This is a genomic window from Corynebacterium sp. HMSC075D04, assembly GCF_001815635.1.
In the GTDB taxonomy this organism is placed as follows: Bacteria; Actinomycetota; Actinomycetes; order Mycobacteriales; family Mycobacteriaceae; genus Corynebacterium; species Corynebacterium coyleae.
Genome location: NZ_KV821363.1, coordinates 91,317 through 107,878, shown reverse-complemented (window position 1 = coordinate 107,878; position 16,562 = coordinate 91,317). Strand labels below are relative to the sequence as shown.

Sequence of the window (16,562 nt, the reverse complement as noted above, 5' to 3'; positions counted from 1 at the left end):
GCCACAAACCGTTAGGCCAGCGCCTCGAGGAACTGCTCAAGGTCCGCCTCGGTCTCCACTGCTTCCAATACCGCAGCAGCAGCCTCGACGAGCTTCTCGTCGATCTCGTCCGGGCGCAGACGGATAAACGGGTACGCCTCTGCCACATCACCGGCAGAAAACGGTGCACCCGACCAAATTGCAGCGATCGTCGCCGCAGCCTGGCCGTTGAGGATCTCATCTTCGCTTGCGGAATCCCCATTTGCTGCGAGGAGCACGGCGTCACGCACTGCTTCCACAATCTCGTCGGTATCCAGGTCAGAGATCTCGTCGAGGAAATCTGCATTGGTGTCAATGGTGAAAATCTGCTCGTCCCAGGTCGTCACTGTGACGCTCCTTCCGTCTGTATCGAGTGCTGCAAACACGGTATCTATTACGTCTTTATATACGGCACTTGCACCTTATGGGGGTACACCTTCGCCGTACGACGTGCTATAAACATTCCTACACCACCATACTGTTACCAATTCGTGATGTAAGGGCTGCGCGCCGACCGTGGAAGGAGCGGGGACGTGAAACCGACCAACCGCCGTACCGCTGCTCTTTTTGCTGCAGGCCTCGGGCTTGCTGGCCTGACCGGTTGGACCGTATGGGCGTCATCGTCCACCGCACCTTCGGACCACGCAGGCTTTTCCGCCGAGGCCGCAGACACCACCAGCGCGCACTCGACAACCTCAAGCACGTCGAGTTCCCGCACAGCGACCAACTCGTCGACAACAGAAACCTCTGCAGATGGGCGCACTGACGGAAACGATGCACCGGTAGACCAGGACTACAGCGCACAACACGGCATGCAGGGTGGCACGCACCACGTCAACCCGAACTATGCGGCGCAGAACGATCCATACCTGCCACCGCACGCAGTGGTGGGCCAGGCGGATCCGGCGCAGCCGACCAAGGTGTACCGCCCGACCAACATCGTTGTGCCGCCACCGGCCCAGTCGGCCCAGCAGGCACCGCAATCACAGCGATCGGGGCCGCAGTCAGCCTCACAGTCGACCCGGCCGTCTGGAACAACGAGTGAAGAACGGCCGAACCGCCCCGAGACAACGCCTGAGTCCCCGTCGGAGTCCAGGCCGCAGCCAACGCCTGAGGCGTCGCACCCGTCCACACCGGACACGCCTGGCACGTCTGCACAAACGCCGACTGAGACCGACTCGGCAGGCACCTCCGGGATCCCCACGGCACCATCCGAGCCCGAGCGCGGCCCCGACACATCTGCGGACAACGAGCCGAAGATCAAGGACGGCAAACCCGCACCCGGCTCCTCCCCCGCCGAGCCAACCTCGCGTGAGAACGATCGCGATGAGCACCCCGAAAACAACAAGGCGATTCCTGCAGACCAGCTGGAGGCTCAACTGCAGTCGCAGGCATCTGCGCCCACAACTGCCCGGGCGCGTGTGCCGGGCAAGGAGGACGTGGCCGGATACCCCCAGCCGGATGAGGGCTTTAGCCCCCCGCGAGGCGCTTGACCAGATCGCGCGAAGCGTTACACGGTAGCCACAAACACCTGGGTGGGTTCCCCATCCGTTGCAGGCCGCAGGGTCACCGCACCATCGCTTGCGGGAATCCACACAGCCTCCCCAGCGGCGATTGACATTGTCCCGTCCGTGGCGGTGCCCGCGGTGCAGAGTGCGATTGCGGGGCCATCTTCGTCGATACGCAACTCGCCCTGATCAAGCTCGTGCATGCTCACGGTGAAACTCTCCACCGGCAGCACGAATCGCTTCCCACCAGCCACCTCCTCGGTGTCTGCGCGCGGCGATTCCAACGAAGAAAAGTCGAGTACACGCACGAGCTCTGGCACATCTACGTGCTTGGTGGTCAGGCCACCGCGCAGAACGTTGTCGGAGTTTTCCATGACCTCCACGCCGAGACCGCTGAGGTAGGCATGCAGTTGACCTGCGCCGAGGAACGCCGCCTCACCCGGCTTGAGGGTGACAATGTTGAGCAGCAGAGCCGCAAACGCACCAGCGTCGCCTGGGTAACGCTGCGCTAGTTCAAGGAATACCTCGGCTGCTTCCACAACCCACGCAGGGTGGGCTGCGGTGCCTCCATCGGCGATCGTGCGGGCACTATGTCCGACGGCGTCGAGCACCTCCGTCAGCGCGGGCTTGGGTAACGACACCAGGGTAGTAAACAGCACCCGCATGTCCCCTGCACCGCCGGCCGCTGGCAGTAGTGCTGCGTAACGGTCCCAGGCTGGGGAGGAAAACGCCTCGAACAACTCGGTCATCTGCTCCACAGGGCGAAAGCCCGCCATCGCACGGAACGTAGTCAACGCGACGATAAGTTCCGGCTTCGGGTTCGAGTCCTTGTAGTTGCGCTGCGGGCTGTTGAGGCTGATGCCCTCAGCGTTTTCCCGTTCGAAGCCAGCAACGGCCTGCTCGCGCGACGGGTGCGCTTGGATACTCAGTGGGGAATCCGCCGCGAGCAACTTCACCAAAAACGGCAGTTGCTCGCCGTACTGGGCAATCACGCGGTCGCCCAATGCTGCCTGGGGGTCCTCGGCGATGATCTCGTCGAGGCCACGTCCATCAATGGTCGCTGGGGCGGCAGGGTGGGCACCAAACCACAGTTCGGCCTCGGGCTTCTCGCTCGGCGAGGGCGTCCCCCTCAGCTGTGCGAGCAGCGTCCGCGACCCCCATGGGTAGGGTCGCAGTACCCCATCCAATCGCTCCATGTGGCCTCCTTTGGTTCTGCGTGAGCGCAAACGTCCAAAATAGCAGTCCCACGCTCCCCGTTCGAGTTACAAGAATTCGGTGCCTAGGAACGAATCAGGCCAAGAATCTCGTTGACCAGCGCGTCGACCTCTTCCTGGGTCGGCGCTTCCGCATTAAGACGCAGCAGCGGCTCCGTGTTGGATGCACGCACGTTGAACCACGCCTTGGAGTCCTTCAACTGCACAGTCACACCATCGAGGGTGTCTACCGATTCCGCACGATCCGCGAACGCATCCACCACACGCTTCGTCGCCGCTTCCTGGTCGGCAACTTCCGAGTTGATCTCACCAGATGCGACGTAGCGCTCGTACTGCGCCATCAGTTCACTCAGCGGCTTGTCCTGCTCTGCCAGCGCCGCCAAAACGTGGAGCGCAGCGACCAAGCCAGAGTCCGCGTTGAAGAACTCAGCAAAGTAGTAGTGCGCGGAGTGCTCACCGCCGAATAGCGCGTTGTGCTCGGCCATCTTGGCCTTAATGTAAGAGTGGCCCACACGGGTGCGTACGGCGGTGCCACCACATTCGTCGATCATCTCCGGCACTGCACGCGAGGTAATCAGGTTGTGGATGATCGTCGCACCGGGGTTCTCCGCAAGGGTGCGCGTGGCAATCAGCGCAGTGATGGCGGAGGGCGAGACGGCCTCGCCCCGCTCGTCGACAACAAAGCAACGATCCGCATCCCCATCAAACGCCAACCCGATGTCCGCACCCTGCTCAACAGTGAACTTCTGCAGGTCAACCAAATTCTTCGGGTCGAGCGGGTTCGCCTCATGGTTCGGGAAAGTACCGTCTAACTCGAAGTACAGCGGGCGAATATCCATATCCCCCAACGCCGCCGGAACCGTCAGCCCAGCCATGCCGTTTGCGGCATCCACTGCCACGACCAACTTGCGCCGCGTAGGCACCGGCACCAGATCACGCACATACTTCGCGTATGCCTCGAGCGCATTTTGCTTCTCGACGACACCACGTTCCCCCTCAAACTCCGGCACGCCCTCAAGAATCATGCGGCCGATTTCCGACAAACCGGTATCTGTAGACACCGGGGTCGCGCCCGCGCGGCAGAGTTTGATGCCGTTGTACTGAGCCGGATTGTGCGAGGCGGTAAACATCGCACCAGCGCAACGCTGGGAGCCGGCAACGAAGTAGAGCTCGTCAGTCGACGTCAGCCCCAAGTCGGTGACATTAAGCCCCTGGGAGGCAGCTCCCTCGGCGAACGCCGCGGCCAGCGCCGGCGACGACGGACGCATGTCGTGGCCGACCGCGATACGGGTCTCACCCTCCTCGCGCAGAATGTGGGCAAACGCAGCGCCGGCGGTGCGGACAAAGTCCTCGTCGATGTGCTCGCCGACAACGCCTCGAACGTCGTAGGCCTTAATAACGCTGCTCAGAGTCTCACGTGTGTGCTGGATAGCCATGCAGGCCATCTTAGTGCGCCCCGCGACACGACCCCTCCCCGGCTGCTGTGGTTTCGCTATTCCTGCTCAGCCGAAGGATCCGGCACGATGCGCAAATGCGAACGGCGCGCCGCCTTATGCGCAGCAATCTGCTCTTCCACCCGCTTCGTGCGATGCACCGGGTGATTCGAGGTATCCGGGTCGTTGAAGTCGTGCGAGGCCTCGTACTCGATTGGGTCCTGCGAAGAATCGACCAAACCAGTGGTCAGTCGACCCGCCTCACGCACGGCCTCGGCCAAGGCGGTGATGTCGGAGGCTTCCGGATCGTCATCCTCATCGCCTTCTAACTCGACGTGCTCTACACGGACCATTTCCCAACCAACGGGCGCGGTGATGTGGGCGGAATGGCGCTCACACAAGTCCCACGCATGCGGATCTGCTACCGGGGCGAGCGGACCGATCACTGCCGTCGAGTCCGCGTACGCGTAAATCAGCGTGGCCACAGCGGGCCTGCCGCAACCCGGGCGACAACAACGACGGAAGACATTCACGGCGGACAGTCTAAACCCCTTCTTGAGGTTTTTGTACTGCGGCGCGGCGCGCCCCCTCCACACCTGCCTGTTTCCACCTTAGGATTGCCGTCATGCAAACCCCTTCCAGGCCCGGCGTCGGCCCCTCGCACGTCCGCGCCGCACGCGACCGCCACGGGCGAGGTGCCCGTGGCCCGCTCCTGCCCGTTGGGGTGCCCCGCTATCGCTCACGCAACGACGCATTCGACGCACTTGTCATGGAAGCCTACGCCCCGCTCCACAACGCGTACTTTGAGCAGCTGGCAAGCGTGGATTTGGCGGTGGACACGATCCCACGCATGCGCCTGCACGCAGATATGACGATCTTGCCGGACGAGATCATCGCCGACGGCCCGGTCCCTCTCGGGCGGGTGCTCCAGGCAGGCGTGGATCAGCACGGCAACCCCACCCGTGCGCGCTTTGTCGTGTTTCGCATGCCGATAGAACACCGCGCGGTGACCACCCAGGAGCGTGCAGAGTTGCTCACGTGGGTGCTCACCGCGCTGGTAGCAAACTATTTAAATTTGGATCCACGCACTGTGAATCCCGATTTTCCCTGGTAGATCCACACTGTAGATCTTGGGAGTTGTTAGCCGATCTGCTTCTTCAGACGGCGACGCTCACGATCGGACAGCCCACCCCAAATACCGAAGCGCTCATCGTGCTCGAGTGCGTACTCGAGGCACTCATCGCGCACTGCGCATGCCTTGCAGATTCGTTTGGCCTCACGAGTTGAGCCGCCTTTTTCAGGAAAGAAGGCCTCGGGGTCAGTCTGCGCACACAGCGCCTGGTCCTGCCACTCCTGCTCGACAGCGCCAAACAACTCGTCGAGGGTCATCCCTCCCGCAGCAGCGCCGCGGAGGATGGCGTCCGCTTGATTTTCCACGCCATTACCTTCCCTGTTGCTTAGTTGATCTTTTCGGTGGTCGTTCGAAGAGTGATGCACCCGCTGGTTGCGGATGCGGAAATAACACTTCTGTGATTACACACCGAGGCACTAAATAGTCGCAACCAAAATGTGAACCGAGCGCGCCTTTTTCAGACATTCCCCACGTCAACTTTCACACCAGTCACAACTGTCACAGTATAGCTGCAATGGGGGTGGACTTCGGGGGTACTACATGTAGTGTCGGGACCAAAAAGCGCGACTATTTGGCCGTGTTGGCGTGTCGGTTACGCGTCTGGGGAGAAACGCACTCCCGAATCTGGGATCACAACACCCGGCCACACACGCATGCCACCCTGCAGCTCGCAGCGCGCACCGATCTGGGCACCTTCACCGATCACGCAATCAACCAAGCGCGCATTCGCTCCAATCGTGGCTCCGGCAGCAATGATGGAATTGCGCACCATTGCGCCAGGCTCGATGGTCACGCCGTCGAAGATCACGGAGTCGTCGATACGCGAGCCCGCCCCAATCTCACAGCCACGGCCAACCGTTGTGCCGCCCATCAGAATCACGCCATGCGCAACACCGGCAGACGGATCCACCACAGATTCGCCCGTACGCCCCTTCAATAGTGGCGAGTACGCAATGCCGCGGACCACATCCGAGGAGCCCTGGACGAAATCGTCCGGGCGGCCCATGTCGCGCCAGTACGACGAATCCACATGGCCGACGACCTTCGCGCCCTGCTCAAGCAGGCCCGGGAAGGTTTCGCGCTCTACGGAAACCACACGTCCTGCCGGGATCTGCTCGATCACCGAACGCTTAAACACGTAGCAGCCAGCGTTGATCTGGTCGGTCGGCGGATCCTCGGTCTTTTCCAAAAAGGCCAGCACATTGCCGTCCTCATCCGTCGGCACCGAGCCGAACGCGCGCGGATCCGGCACCCGCACCAGGTGCAGTGTGACATCCGCATCCTTATCCACGTGCGTGTGCGCAATCGCCGACAGGTCCGCGCCAGAAAGCACATCACCGTTGAAGACCATCACGTTGTCGTAGCGGAGCTTCTCGTAGACGTTGCGGATGCCACCTCCGGTGCCAAGCGCTTCTTCCTCCACGACGTATTCGATCTCTAGACCGAACTCGGAGCCGTCGCCGAAGTACTCCTCAAACACCTCTGCCTTATAGGACGTCCCCAGCACCACGTGACGCATGCCAGCCTCACGGATGCGGGCAAGCAGATGTGCCAAGAACGGGAAACCTGCCGTCGGCAACATCGGCTTGGGTGTAGAGACAGTCAGCGGACGAAGGCGTGTGCCACGCCCGCCGACGAGAATCACCGCATCCATTTCTGTGATTTCTGCAATTTCAGCAGACTCGGTGATTTCGGTGGAGGCTGTCTGAGCCATTGCTAGATCCTTCATCTTGTTGTCAGTTCACTTCCCCACGGCCGGTGCCAGCCCTGCGTGCAGGTTTCGCCCTACCCAACTGCAGCGCACCCCTCACTCGGAGGCCGAGCCACAACGCCCAGCGGATGGGAGCTTGCCACGCATGCGGATGGCGGTCGCGCTGGAACCGATACGCCGAGGCGTGGTGCGCAGGCACCGTAACTCCCCTGTGTCGGTCCGCAACATGGCCCTGATCGTGCAAGATCACGGAACTCGGGCAGTACAAATTGTCCCAGCCTGCACGGGTAAGACGGTCACCGAAGTCGATGTCTTCCAGGTACATGAAGTAGCGCTCGTCGAACCCGCCGATCTGGTCAAACGCATCCCACCGCACAAGGAGGCACGCGCCGGACAGCCAGCCTGCGGTGCGTTGCACCTCCATATTCGCCCCGGCTTGGTACGCGCGGGAAAACGGGTTGGACGGCCAGTAGTCGTACAGCAGCGCGTGCCCGATCCCCATGGCCAGGCTGGGCACCTCGCGCGCGCTGGGGTATGCGGAGCCGTCGGCCTCTTCAATCCTGGGCCCGGCGGCGCCAGCCTTCGGCGCGTCGTCGGCGCAGTGGATCAACTCGTCGATGCTCCCCGGGGTGAACTCCACGTCGGGGTTCACGATAAGGAAGTAGTCGCCGCGCACCGCACCTGCTTTTCGACGATCCCCCAACTGCCGAGCAGCCGCATTAATCGCGGCTCCGTAACCGATGTTTCCACCAGTGGGGAAAAACTCCACGTGCTCGTGCTCGCGTGCGGCCTGCTGCGGCACGCCGTCCTTGGAGCCGTTGTCGGCGCAAAGCAGCACAACGGGGCGCGTCGTCGCCTTCTCCAAGGAGGCGATGAGCTGCGCCAAGTGCTCCCCAGGCGAATACGTCACGGTGATCACCGCGAGTGGCGCCTGATGAGCGTCAGGATGATGCTCTGTGTCTTTCACAATGTTGGACAGCATACCCACCATGACCTCCAATTCCGGCGCACGGCACAGGGCGAGCCGGGGAATGTCGTATAATTCCCGGCGTGACTGAGCCCAGGCGGCAAGCCCGCGATATCAAACCTGCCCCGTCCCGGGTGCGGGATGTTTCGCAATCTGGCCACCCCGCACTGCGAACCACCCTTGCCATTGTCTCCGCCGCCGCGATCGCCCTGTCGGGCGTCGGGTATTTCGCCGTTGGGCGGCTTGGCGGGCAGTTGAGCGCGTCGGACTTAAAGGTGTCGTCGCAAAGCAAAGGCAAAGACGGCAACGCCCTGGACGGCGCAATGGACATCCTGCTGGTGGGCTCCGATTCGCGCACGGACGCGCAGGGCAACCCCTTAAGTGAGCAGGAACTTTCCCGTCTGAACGCCGGTATCGCGGACGGTGAGATCAATACCGACACCATCATGGTTATCCGCATCCCGGAGGACGGCTCACGCGCGACCGCAGTGTCCATCCCACGCGATACCTATGTGCATACGGACGACTACGGCAACCTGAAAATCAATGGCGTCTACGGCGCACACGCTGCCGCAAAACGCGAAGAACTGATCGAATCCGGCATGAGCGAAGGCCCGGCGCTCGAACAGCAGGTTGCTCGCGCAGGACAAGAGGGACTGATCGACGCCGTCGCGGACCTCACCGGTGTCGAAGTCGACCACTTCGCCCAGGTCGGTCTCCTTGGCTTCGTGCTGCTCACCGACGCTGTCGGCGGCGTCAAAGTGTGCCTGAATAATCCCGTGGACGAGCCACTTTCCGGCGCGAAGTTCCCCGCCGGCGAGCAGACCCTCGACGGTGCGCAAGCCCTGTCGTTTGTGCGCCAACGCCACGACCTGCCGCGCGGCGACCTAGACCGCATCGTACGCCAGCAGGCCTACATGGCTTCGCTCGTACAGTCGATGCTTTCCGCAGGCACCCTGACCAACCCGGCGAAACTGCGCGAACTGTCTAACGCTGCGGAACGCTCCGTGACACTGGATAAGGGTTGGGACATTGTGGGCTTGGCCCAGCAACTTTCCGGCCTGGCTGGTGGCAACGTCACCTTCACCACCATCCCTGTGACCTCCGTCAATGGTGTCGGTGACTATGGCGAGTCCATCGTCACCGTGGATCTACCGCAGGTGCAGAAGTTCATGGCAGAAGCGATTAAGCCTGAGGAGGACAACACGGACGGCACTGAGGGTTCTGACGGTTCGGACTCCGCCACCAGCGCCCCACGCGAGGCGTTCAACGGCTACGAAGCAGTCGTGCTCAACGCCGGCAGCGTCCCCGGACAGGCTGGGCGTGTTGCTGAGATACTCAACGGCGACGGCCTGACGGTGACAAGCGTGTCCAACGCCATGGAAGGCCTCTACACAGCTACCCAAGTGCTTGCCGCAGACGAGAACAACCCGGCCGCCCAGGAGCTGGCCCAGCTGCTCGGCGGAGTGCCCGTCGTGGCCAACGCCAGCGTGGAGCCGAACACGGTCATTGCCGTCATCGCGGACGACTACAACGGGCCCGGCGCGATGGATGCTGATGAGGCGGAACAGGTCGCTCCTGTGGGCACGCCAGGTGAAGATTTCGGTGCCAACGAGCCTGCCCCTGAGCTCTCAGCTGGCGAGGACAGCCCGCGCTGCGTGAATTAATATCCCCCAATCGCCTGAAATTCGAATCGGCGACAGGTAAAACCTCTTTGCATGAACATTGCAAAGAATCATTCAGTCCACCACGCCGCCCAGGGCTCCACTTCGGTAGCACCTCAGGAGGCCACATCAGGCACGGTTCCCGACCCGGGACCGGACGATGGGACCGAACGAGATCAGACACCAAGAGGAGCCGTAGACCGGCTCCTCTCTTTTATTGAGCGGGTAGGTAACAAACTTCCGGAACCGTTCACGCTCTTCCTGTTGCTCTTCCTGATCACCGCGGTCATTTCCACAGTGATGGCCTGGGCTGGGTTGCAAGTGCAGGTGCCTGGCGACGACGAGATCCGCCCCATCAAGGGCTTCTTCACCAGCGAAGGCCTTGCCTGGTTCACCGTGAACCTGGGCAAGAACTACGTTGGCTTCCCGCCGTTGGTGTACGTGCTGCCGATCATCTTGGCAGTCGGTATCGCGGAGCGCTCCGGAATGTTGTCGGCGCTGATCCGCAGGCTGTTTTCCTCCGCGAATACCTCGGTACTGCCGTATGCGGTGGGCCTGATTGGTGTGTCCGGTTCGCTGATCGCCGACCCGGCGTTCATCGTCATCCCGCCACTTGCTGCCATGGTGTTCCAGGCTGCTGGCCGTCACCCGGTGGCGGGTCTGCTCGGTGGCTTCGCGTCCGTGGGCGCGGGATACGCTACGTCGCTGTTGCCGGGCTCGCTCGATGCACTGTTTGCTGGCATCACGAATTCCGTGATGGAGGCACTGCCAAGCCTCGACGCCCCTGAGGTCACCGTGGTCTCTAACTACTGGTTCAACCTTGTCTCCGCGATCGTGCTGGGACTTCTGTCCGGCTTCATCATCGACAAGGTCCTCGAGCCCCGCTTAAACAAGCTCGGTGTACCGAACAAGATGGTTGCTGGCGATGACGGCATGACCCGCGACCGCGACGGCAAGGAAATCTCCGCAGAGCTCACCGACGCCGAATCCCGCGGCCTGCGCGCCACTCTGTGGGCCACCCTGCTGCTGACCGTGGTGTGCACGATCGTCGTCCTCATCCCGAACTCTCCGTGGCGCAACGAGGAAGGCAACTTCCTGCCGGACTCGCCCTTGATGCAGTCCACGGTGTTCATCGTGGTGCTCTACTTCGTAGTCATGGGCCTGGTCTTCGGCATGGTTGCAGGCACGATCAAACGCGTACCCGACGTCGCAGACATGATGGCCGGCGCCATGAAAGACATGGTGAACTTCCTCATCCTCGCGTTCATCCTGGGCCAGTTCATCGCGCTGTTTAACTGGTCTGGCATCGGCACCTTCACCGCCGTCAAGGGAGCCAACGCGCTCGAGTCCGCAGGCATCACCGGTTTCGCCGCCATCTTCGCGTTCGCCGTGTTGGCGTCGTGTCTGAACCTGCTAATCATCTCCGGCTCCGCACTGTGGACCCTGATGGCAGCCGTGTTCGTGCCCATGTTTGCCCTGATCGGTTTCGATCCGGCCTTCATCCAGGCAGCGTTCCGTGTCGGCGATTCCGCCACCCAGATCATCACCCCGCTGAACCCGTACATCATCGTGATCCTGACGCAGCTGCGCCGCTACGAACCGAAGGCTGGCGTGGGCACGCTCATGTCGCGCCTGATCATGTTCACGGTTCCGTTCTGGATCTTCTGGATGGCAATGCTGTTCATTTGGTACACCTTCGACCTGCCGCTCGGCCCGGGTGCTGTCATCTTCCTGTAGCACGCCATTCAGGCGTCAGTTACGCGTCATCTAGGCCTCATCTAGCAGCGCCTCCACGGAGATCGCCCCGCCCGCCGCTTCGAACTCCTCGCGAGCGCGCTGCAACAGCACCGGGTCATTGAGTACGTCAGCGATGACCTGGCCGAGCCCCACTGCGGAGTCGATCACACCGTCCATCGCGGCCGGGGTGATCGCCGCATCGGCGAACTTGGTCGTGTGTAGCGCCGTGCCCTCCGGCGCAATCTTGACCAGCGGGTGGATTCCCGGAACGAGCTGCGAGACGTTGCCAAAATCTGTCGACGCCGCCTGCGAGTCCGGCAAGATCCCACCCGGCAACACTTCCCTACCCCGCGCCTGCTGGGTCGCTCCCCAGCGCGCCGCCAAGGTTTCGTTGTTGCGGACAGGAAGCGACATGGGGTGGTTATCCCACTGCACATCCACGCCGGTGCCGGTCATGAGGGCGGCGCCGGTAAGGATGTCGTCGATACGCTTGCTCAAATCCATGAGTGTTTCGGTGTACAGCGAACGCACGTAGAGGCTCAGCGTGGCCGTCTCCGGAATGATCGATGCCCTCGCACCACCGTCCGAAATGATCGCGTGTAGGCGATCCGACGGCGGCATCTGCTGGCGCAACAACCCCATGGCTTGGTACGCAAGCGTCGCAGCATCTAGCGCATTGCGCCCCATGTACGGCTGCATCGACGCGTGCGCGGCAACGCCGGTAAACGTTGCGGTAAGCGAGCGGCGCCCCGTCCACGCGTGCGACACCAGGTCGTAGCAGAACGGGTGGATCATCACCGCACAATCCACGCCGTCGAGCATGCCGCCGCGGATCATGTACTCCTTGCCGGTGTGGCCCTCCTCCGCCGGGGTGCCAAGAAACACGATGCGGCCCGAACCCGAACCTACCGCACCGAGGAAACCACCCACCCCGGATGCAGCGATCACGTTGTGCCCGCACGCATGTCCAATACCCGGCAGCGCGTCGTATTCAGACATCACCGCCACCGTCGGATGTGTGCTCGGGTCAAAATCGTCGCTTTGCCACTCCGCACGCAGCGCTGTTTCCACGCCATGCGCCCCTTGCTTGACGACGAACCCCTGCCCCTCAAGCACCTTCGCAATCACAGCCTGCGCATGGAATTCCTGAAACGCCTCCTCCGGGTTCGCGTGCAGGTCACGCATGATGTGTTCCAGGTCGGCCCGGACGGCTTCGACGTTGCGCTCGACCTTCCCCCACACCGCGTCACGCTCCGGATAGCCCGGCTCAACCGGGAACTGCGGCGACGCAGCGGCGATCTCATCTCGCACCACTGCGTCCATGCGTTGCAGGAAGGCAGGGTTCGGTGGGGTTGGGCTGGTCGGGCGGTTGGGATGCGTTTCGCTCACGGTCCGCTCACTCTCCGTCGATCGGATTACGTTTCTACAAAACCCTAGCGCAGAATTAATGTGACTGGTACAACATATACGCATGAGTACGCGAAAAGCCACAGGGAGCGCCGAGCTCGAGCGCTCCGCCGACAGCAGCCCACCGCAGAAGAAAACCGCGATGGACCGAGTGCTCGGCACCATCGAGGCTGTCGGCAACAAACTTCCAGAGCCTTTCACGCTCTTCCTCATCCTGTTCCTCATCACCGCGGTCATCTCCACCGTGATGGCGTACTTCGGTGCCGAGGTCGCCGTGCCCGGCGAGGACGAAAGTGTGAAGATCAAGGGCTTCTTCACTGGTGAGGGCCTGGCCTGGTTCACCACCACCCTCGGCCAGAACTACCTCGGCTTCCCGCCACTGGTCACGGTCCTGCCGATCATGCTCGCCGTGGGCGTTTCCGAGCGCTCCGGCATGCTCTCCGCGCTCATCCGCAAGCTCTTCGGCTCCGCTAACCGCTCGGTTCTGCCGTACGCGGTTGGCATCATTGGCGTGACCGGCTCGATCATGGCGGACGCCGCGTTCGTGGTCATCCCGCCGCTGGCCGCGATGGTGTTCAAGGCCGCTGGCCGCCACCCGGTCGCAGGCCTGCTCGGTGGCTTCGCCGCCGTCGGCGCTGGCTACTCCACCGCACTGGTGCCGACGTCGCTGGACGCCCTGTTCGCCGGCATCACCAACGCCGTGATGGAAACCCTGCCGAGCATGGACGCCACCGAGGTCAACCCGGTGTCCAACTACTACTTCAACATCGCCGCCTCTATCATCCTGGGCCTGGTGTGTGGCTTCATCATCGATAGGATCCTCGAGCCTCGCATGCACAAACTCGACGTCCCCCAGGAGATGGTCGAGGGCGACGACGGCATGAACCGCGACACCGACGGCAACGAGATCTCCGTCGAACTGACCAAGCCGGAACGCCGCGGCCTGATGTGGGCGGGCGTCGCCACGCTTATCGTCACGGCAATCATCCTGTTCGCAGTACTCATCCCGGATTCCCCGTGGCGCAACGAAGAAGGTGGCTTCCTGCCGAAGTCCCCGCTGCTGCAGTCGATCGTGTTCATCGTCTTCACCTACTTCATGGTCCTCGGCATCGTCTACGGCAAGGTCGCCGGCACGGTGAAGAACATCAAGGACATCGTGGACATGATGACCAAGGCGATGGGCGACATGCTCGGCTTCCTGGTTCTCGCGTTCATCCTCGGCCAGTTCATTTCCCTGTTTAGTTGGTCCGGCATCGGCACCTTCTCCGCCGTCAAGGGCGCAGAGATGCTCGAGGCGGCTGGCATCACCGGCTTCGCGGCCATCCTCGCGTTCATCATCCTGGCGTCGTGCCTGAACCTGTTGGTTATTTCCGGCTCCGCGATGTGGACCCTGATGGCGGCCGTGTTCGTCCCAATGTTCGCCCTGATCGGCTTCGAGCCAGCCTTCACGCAGGCCGCGTTCCGTGTCGGCGATTCCGCCACCCAGATCATCACCCCGCTGAACCCGTACATCATCGTGATCCTGACGTTGCTTCGTCGATACGAGCCCAATGCTGGCCTGGGCACGCTGATGTCGCGCCTGATCGTGTTCGTGGTTCCGTTCTGGGTGTCCTGGGCTACCCTGCTGTTCATCTGGTACATCTTCGACCTGCCGCTCGGCCCCGGCGCTGCCATCTTCCTGTAGTGCCTACACTGGGCGAGCATGAGCATGCTTGCCCCACTTCTCGCCGCAGATCCCGCATCCCCGCGCTTCACTATTTACGACGATGCGCGGGGATTACGCATGGATTTCTCCGCCCAAACGCTGGACAACTGGGCCAGCAAAGTAGCCAACATGCTCGACGAGGAATTCGACCTCCCCCTCGACGCGAGCATCGTCATCGACCTGCCCGTCTCCTGGCAGGCTGCGGTGATTGCGGTTGGCACGTTCAACTCTTCGCGCGCTCCGCTCATCGACGACCACCCCACCGCCCCCGATATCGTCTTCACCACCCCGGAACGCGCCGAAAACTGGACCGACGCCACCGAGTGCGTCCTTGTCTCCGACGACCCGTTCGGCCGCGGCGTCGAGGAAGCCGGCGGCACCATTCCGCCCGGCACCGTGGACTTCGGCCCCACCGTGCGCTTCTACGGCGACGACTACTTCGGCAACAGCCCAGACCTGTCCACCTTCGCCCAGCCAGGCGTTGAGGCCGAACGCTACCTCGCCCGAGATTGGCGTGGCACCGATGACTTCACGATATCGGTGATGGTACCGCTGGCCGCTGGTGGATCCGTGGTCGTCGTCACGGGTTCGGCATCCGACGAACGACTCCAGGAGATCTCCGCCGCTGAGAACGTCACGCGCCGTATCCAGTAGTCATGACTGTTACCCCTGCACTCCTGGGCTAAGCTGTGCCGGACACTACCCGCATTGATGAAGGGAATCCGGCATGTCCCGCACGCTGATCCGCCGCGCTGGTGCGCTGGCTCTCGCCCCCGCACTGACCGTCAGCCTCACCACCGCAACTGTCGCCCCGGCCCAGGCTGAGACCACGGCTCAGACCGAAACCGAGAACACAAACACCACTCCGAAAGACAAGAAGATGGCCACCGGCCCGGGTAGCTCCGAGTACACCCAGGACGAAGTGGATAACGCAGGGCGCTTCGTCGCGCTGCTGGTCGGTGCGGCTGCGATCATCGCCACCCTCGGCGCAGCAGGCCTGTACTTTGCTGGCCCACACTTCGGCATCAACCTGCCGGGTCTCCCCCGCTAGTCCCGGGCGCCGCCGTGCTGGCCGACGCCGCCCGGCACGTGTTGCATGGCTCAGCGGCCGAAGAGGCGGCGGGCGAGTCGTCGCCAAGCAACGCGCGTGATGGAGTGCGGCACGGCGAACACTTCGCGCGCGTAGTTTTTCTTCCGCGAGGTTTCAGGCGTCGTCGCAGCGACCATGCGCACCGGGATGCCCAGGTGCCACGCCCACACGCGGGTACGGGGGACGTGGAAACCGCTGGTCACTACGGTGAGGTACGACGCGTCGGGGAACAGCGCGCGGGAACGTTCCAGGTTTTCGTTCGTGGACCGCGCATGCGGCTCGAGCACCACCGCCTGAGCAGGCACACCGTGGGCGGTGAGCCAGGCGGCCATGATGTCGGCCTCCCCGTCGCCGGACACCACGATCGGCGCCGGGGCCGCACGCCATACCTCGAGCGCCTTGTGCAAGCGGTGCTCGAGCATGCGAGAAGGGCGCCCGTCCACAATCCGGGCGCCCAACACAACGATTGGGTTACTCACCCATCAGGCGCTGGCGCAGCGCCTCGTCCTTGCGCTCTACCTCGGCTGCCATACGCGCCTGGTAGTCCACCATCTTGCGCTGCACAGCCGGGTCGGCGGCACCCAGGATGCGGGCGGCGAGCAGGCCGGCGTTCTTTGCACCACCGATGGAGACCGTTGCCACCGGGACACCTCCCGGCATCTGCACGATGGACAGCAGCGAATCCATGCCGTCAAGCGTGTCCAGCGCGCGCGGAATACCGATGACCGGCAGCGGGGTGGCCGCGGCGACCATGCCCGGCAGGTGCGCGGCACCGCCAGCGCAGGCGATGATCACCTGAAGGTCACGGGTATGTGCCTCCTTGGCGTAGGCGAGCATCTTGTCCGGGGTGCGGTGCGCGGAGACCACGCCGACCTCGAACGGGATGCCAAACTCGGCGAGTACCTCGGCGGCCGGGGCGACGGTGTCCCAGTCCGAGTCCGAGCCCATGATGATGCCAACTTGCGGCTGTGCCATC

General features: G+C 62.9%; 17 protein-coding genes. 7 read left to right on the top strand and 10 right to left on the bottom strand.

All coding sequences use genetic code 11. The annotated features are described in order from the left end of the window. Positions 1–11: 11 nt before the first annotated feature. The gene (locus HMPREF3048_RS09495) at positions 12–365 is read right to left on the bottom strand and encodes a DUF4259 domain-containing protein (RefSeq protein WP_070422853.1); all 354 of its coding nucleotides are present in this window, start codon (positions 363–365) and stop codon (positions 12–14) included. 186 nt (positions 366–551) lie between these two features. Between HMPREF3048_RS09495 and HMPREF3048_RS09490 the strand changes: the two genes are divergently transcribed. After that, positions 552–1,511, top strand: a complete 960-nt coding sequence (locus HMPREF3048_RS09490) for a hypothetical protein (protein WP_070771967.1) — start codon at positions 552–554, stop codon at positions 1,509–1,511. A 17-nt stretch (positions 1,512–1,528) separates the two neighbouring features. Here HMPREF3048_RS09490 and manA read toward each other — a convergent pair whose 3' ends face one another. The 3 genes from manA to HMPREF3048_RS09475 form a co-directional block, all read right to left on the bottom strand. Then, positions 1,529–2,722 carry a mannose-6-phosphate isomerase, class I gene (manA, locus tag HMPREF3048_RS09485; RefSeq protein ID WP_070570488.1) on the bottom strand — a complete coding sequence of 398 codons (1,194 nt, stop codon included), beginning with the start codon at positions 2,720–2,722 and terminating at the stop codon, positions 1,529–1,531. A gap of 83 nt (positions 2,723–2,805) precedes the next feature. Next, entirely contained in the window at positions 2,806–4,176 is a 1,371-nt protein-coding gene (locus HMPREF3048_RS09480; RefSeq protein WP_070482361.1) for a phosphomannomutase/phosphoglucomutase, read from the bottom strand. A gap of 56 nt (positions 4,177–4,232) precedes the next feature. Continuing rightward, positions 4,233–4,706: a DUF3499 domain-containing protein gene (locus tag HMPREF3048_RS09475; RefSeq protein ID WP_083279486.1), complete on the bottom strand. Its 474-nt coding sequence runs from the start codon at positions 4,704–4,706 to the stop codon at positions 4,233–4,235. A gap of 92 nt (positions 4,707–4,798) precedes the next feature. Here HMPREF3048_RS09475 and HMPREF3048_RS09470 point away from each other — a divergent pair, with 92 nt between their 5' ends. Continuing rightward, positions 4,799–5,287 (top strand): metallopeptidase family protein, encoded by a 489-nt coding sequence (locus tag HMPREF3048_RS09470; RefSeq protein WP_070422848.1) that lies wholly within the window; start codon positions 4,799–4,801, stop codon positions 5,285–5,287. Between the two features lie 26 nt (positions 5,288–5,313). Here HMPREF3048_RS09470 and HMPREF3048_RS09465 read toward each other — a convergent pair whose 3' ends face one another. The 3 genes from HMPREF3048_RS09465 to HMPREF3048_RS09455 form a co-directional block, all read right to left on the bottom strand. Beyond that, complete coding sequence (locus HMPREF3048_RS09465) at positions 5,314–5,562, bottom strand: WhiB family transcriptional regulator (protein ID WP_171194374.1); 249 nt, start codon at positions 5,560–5,562, stop codon at positions 5,314–5,316. A gap of 335 nt (positions 5,563–5,897) precedes the next feature. Beyond that, on the bottom strand, positions 5,898–6,959 hold the full coding sequence (locus HMPREF3048_RS09460; RefSeq protein ID WP_070422892.1) for a mannose-1-phosphate guanylyltransferase: 1,062 nt from the start codon (positions 6,957–6,959) through the stop codon (positions 5,898–5,900). A gap of 82 nt (positions 6,960–7,041) precedes the next feature. Continuing rightward, positions 7,042–7,998 (bottom strand): glycosyltransferase family 2 protein, encoded by a 957-nt coding sequence (locus tag HMPREF3048_RS09455; protein ID WP_070422891.1) that lies wholly within the window; start codon positions 7,996–7,998, stop codon positions 7,042–7,044. A 68-nt stretch (positions 7,999–8,066) separates the two neighbouring features. Between HMPREF3048_RS09455 and HMPREF3048_RS09450 the strand changes: the two genes are divergently transcribed. Next, positions 8,067–9,650, top strand: coding sequence for an LCP family protein (locus tag HMPREF3048_RS09450; RefSeq protein ID WP_083316856.1), 1,584 nt, complete (start codon positions 8,067–8,069; stop codon positions 9,648–9,650). 51 nt (positions 9,651–9,701) lie between these two features. Next, complete coding sequence (locus HMPREF3048_RS09445; protein WP_083316855.1) at positions 9,702–11,384, top strand: AbgT family transporter; 1,683 nt, start codon at positions 9,702–9,704, stop codon at positions 11,382–11,384. A gap of 30 nt (positions 11,385–11,414) precedes the next feature. Here HMPREF3048_RS09445 and HMPREF3048_RS09440 read toward each other — a convergent pair whose 3' ends face one another. Then, positions 11,415–12,707 (bottom strand): M20 family metallopeptidase, encoded by a 1,293-nt coding sequence (locus tag HMPREF3048_RS09440; RefSeq protein ID WP_070422846.1) that lies wholly within the window; start codon positions 12,705–12,707, stop codon positions 11,415–11,417. A 226-nt stretch (positions 12,708–12,933) separates the two neighbouring features. On the opposite strand from HMPREF3048_RS09440, the gene HMPREF3048_RS09435 reads away from it, so the two are divergent. The 3 genes from HMPREF3048_RS09435 (at position 12,934) to HMPREF3048_RS09425 (ending at position 15,547) form a co-directional block, all read left to right on the top strand. Continuing rightward, on the top strand, positions 12,934–14,475 hold the full coding sequence (locus HMPREF3048_RS09435; RefSeq protein ID WP_083316854.1) for an AbgT family transporter: 1,542 nt from the start codon (positions 12,934–12,936) through the stop codon (positions 14,473–14,475). 18 nt (positions 14,476–14,493) lie between these two features. Next, on the top strand, positions 14,494–15,150 hold the full coding sequence (locus tag HMPREF3048_RS09430) for a TIGR03089 family protein (protein ID WP_070771966.1): 657 nt from the start codon (positions 14,494–14,496) through the stop codon (positions 15,148–15,150). A gap of 73 nt (positions 15,151–15,223) precedes the next feature. Continuing rightward, the gene (locus tag HMPREF3048_RS09425) at positions 15,224–15,547 is read left to right on the top strand and encodes a hypothetical protein (RefSeq protein ID WP_070771965.1); all 324 of its coding nucleotides are present in this window, start codon (positions 15,224–15,226) and stop codon (positions 15,545–15,547) included. A 50-nt stretch (positions 15,548–15,597) separates the two neighbouring features. Here the strand turns inward: HMPREF3048_RS09425 and HMPREF3048_RS09420 are convergent, their stop codons facing one another. Together HMPREF3048_RS09420 and purE are read right to left on the bottom strand one after the other, a co-directional pair. Next, a complete protein-coding gene (locus HMPREF3048_RS09420) occupies positions 15,598–16,065 on the bottom strand; it encodes a YdcF family protein (RefSeq protein WP_083308134.1) in 468 nt (155 codons plus the stop codon). Further along, a complete protein-coding gene (purE, locus tag HMPREF3048_RS09415; protein ID WP_070570497.1) occupies positions 16,058–16,561 on the bottom strand; it encodes a 5-(carboxyamino)imidazole ribonucleotide mutase in 504 nt (167 codons plus the stop codon). The genes HMPREF3048_RS09420 and purE overlap by 8 nt, the downstream gene beginning before the upstream one ends. Position 16,562 lies beyond the last annotated feature (1 nt).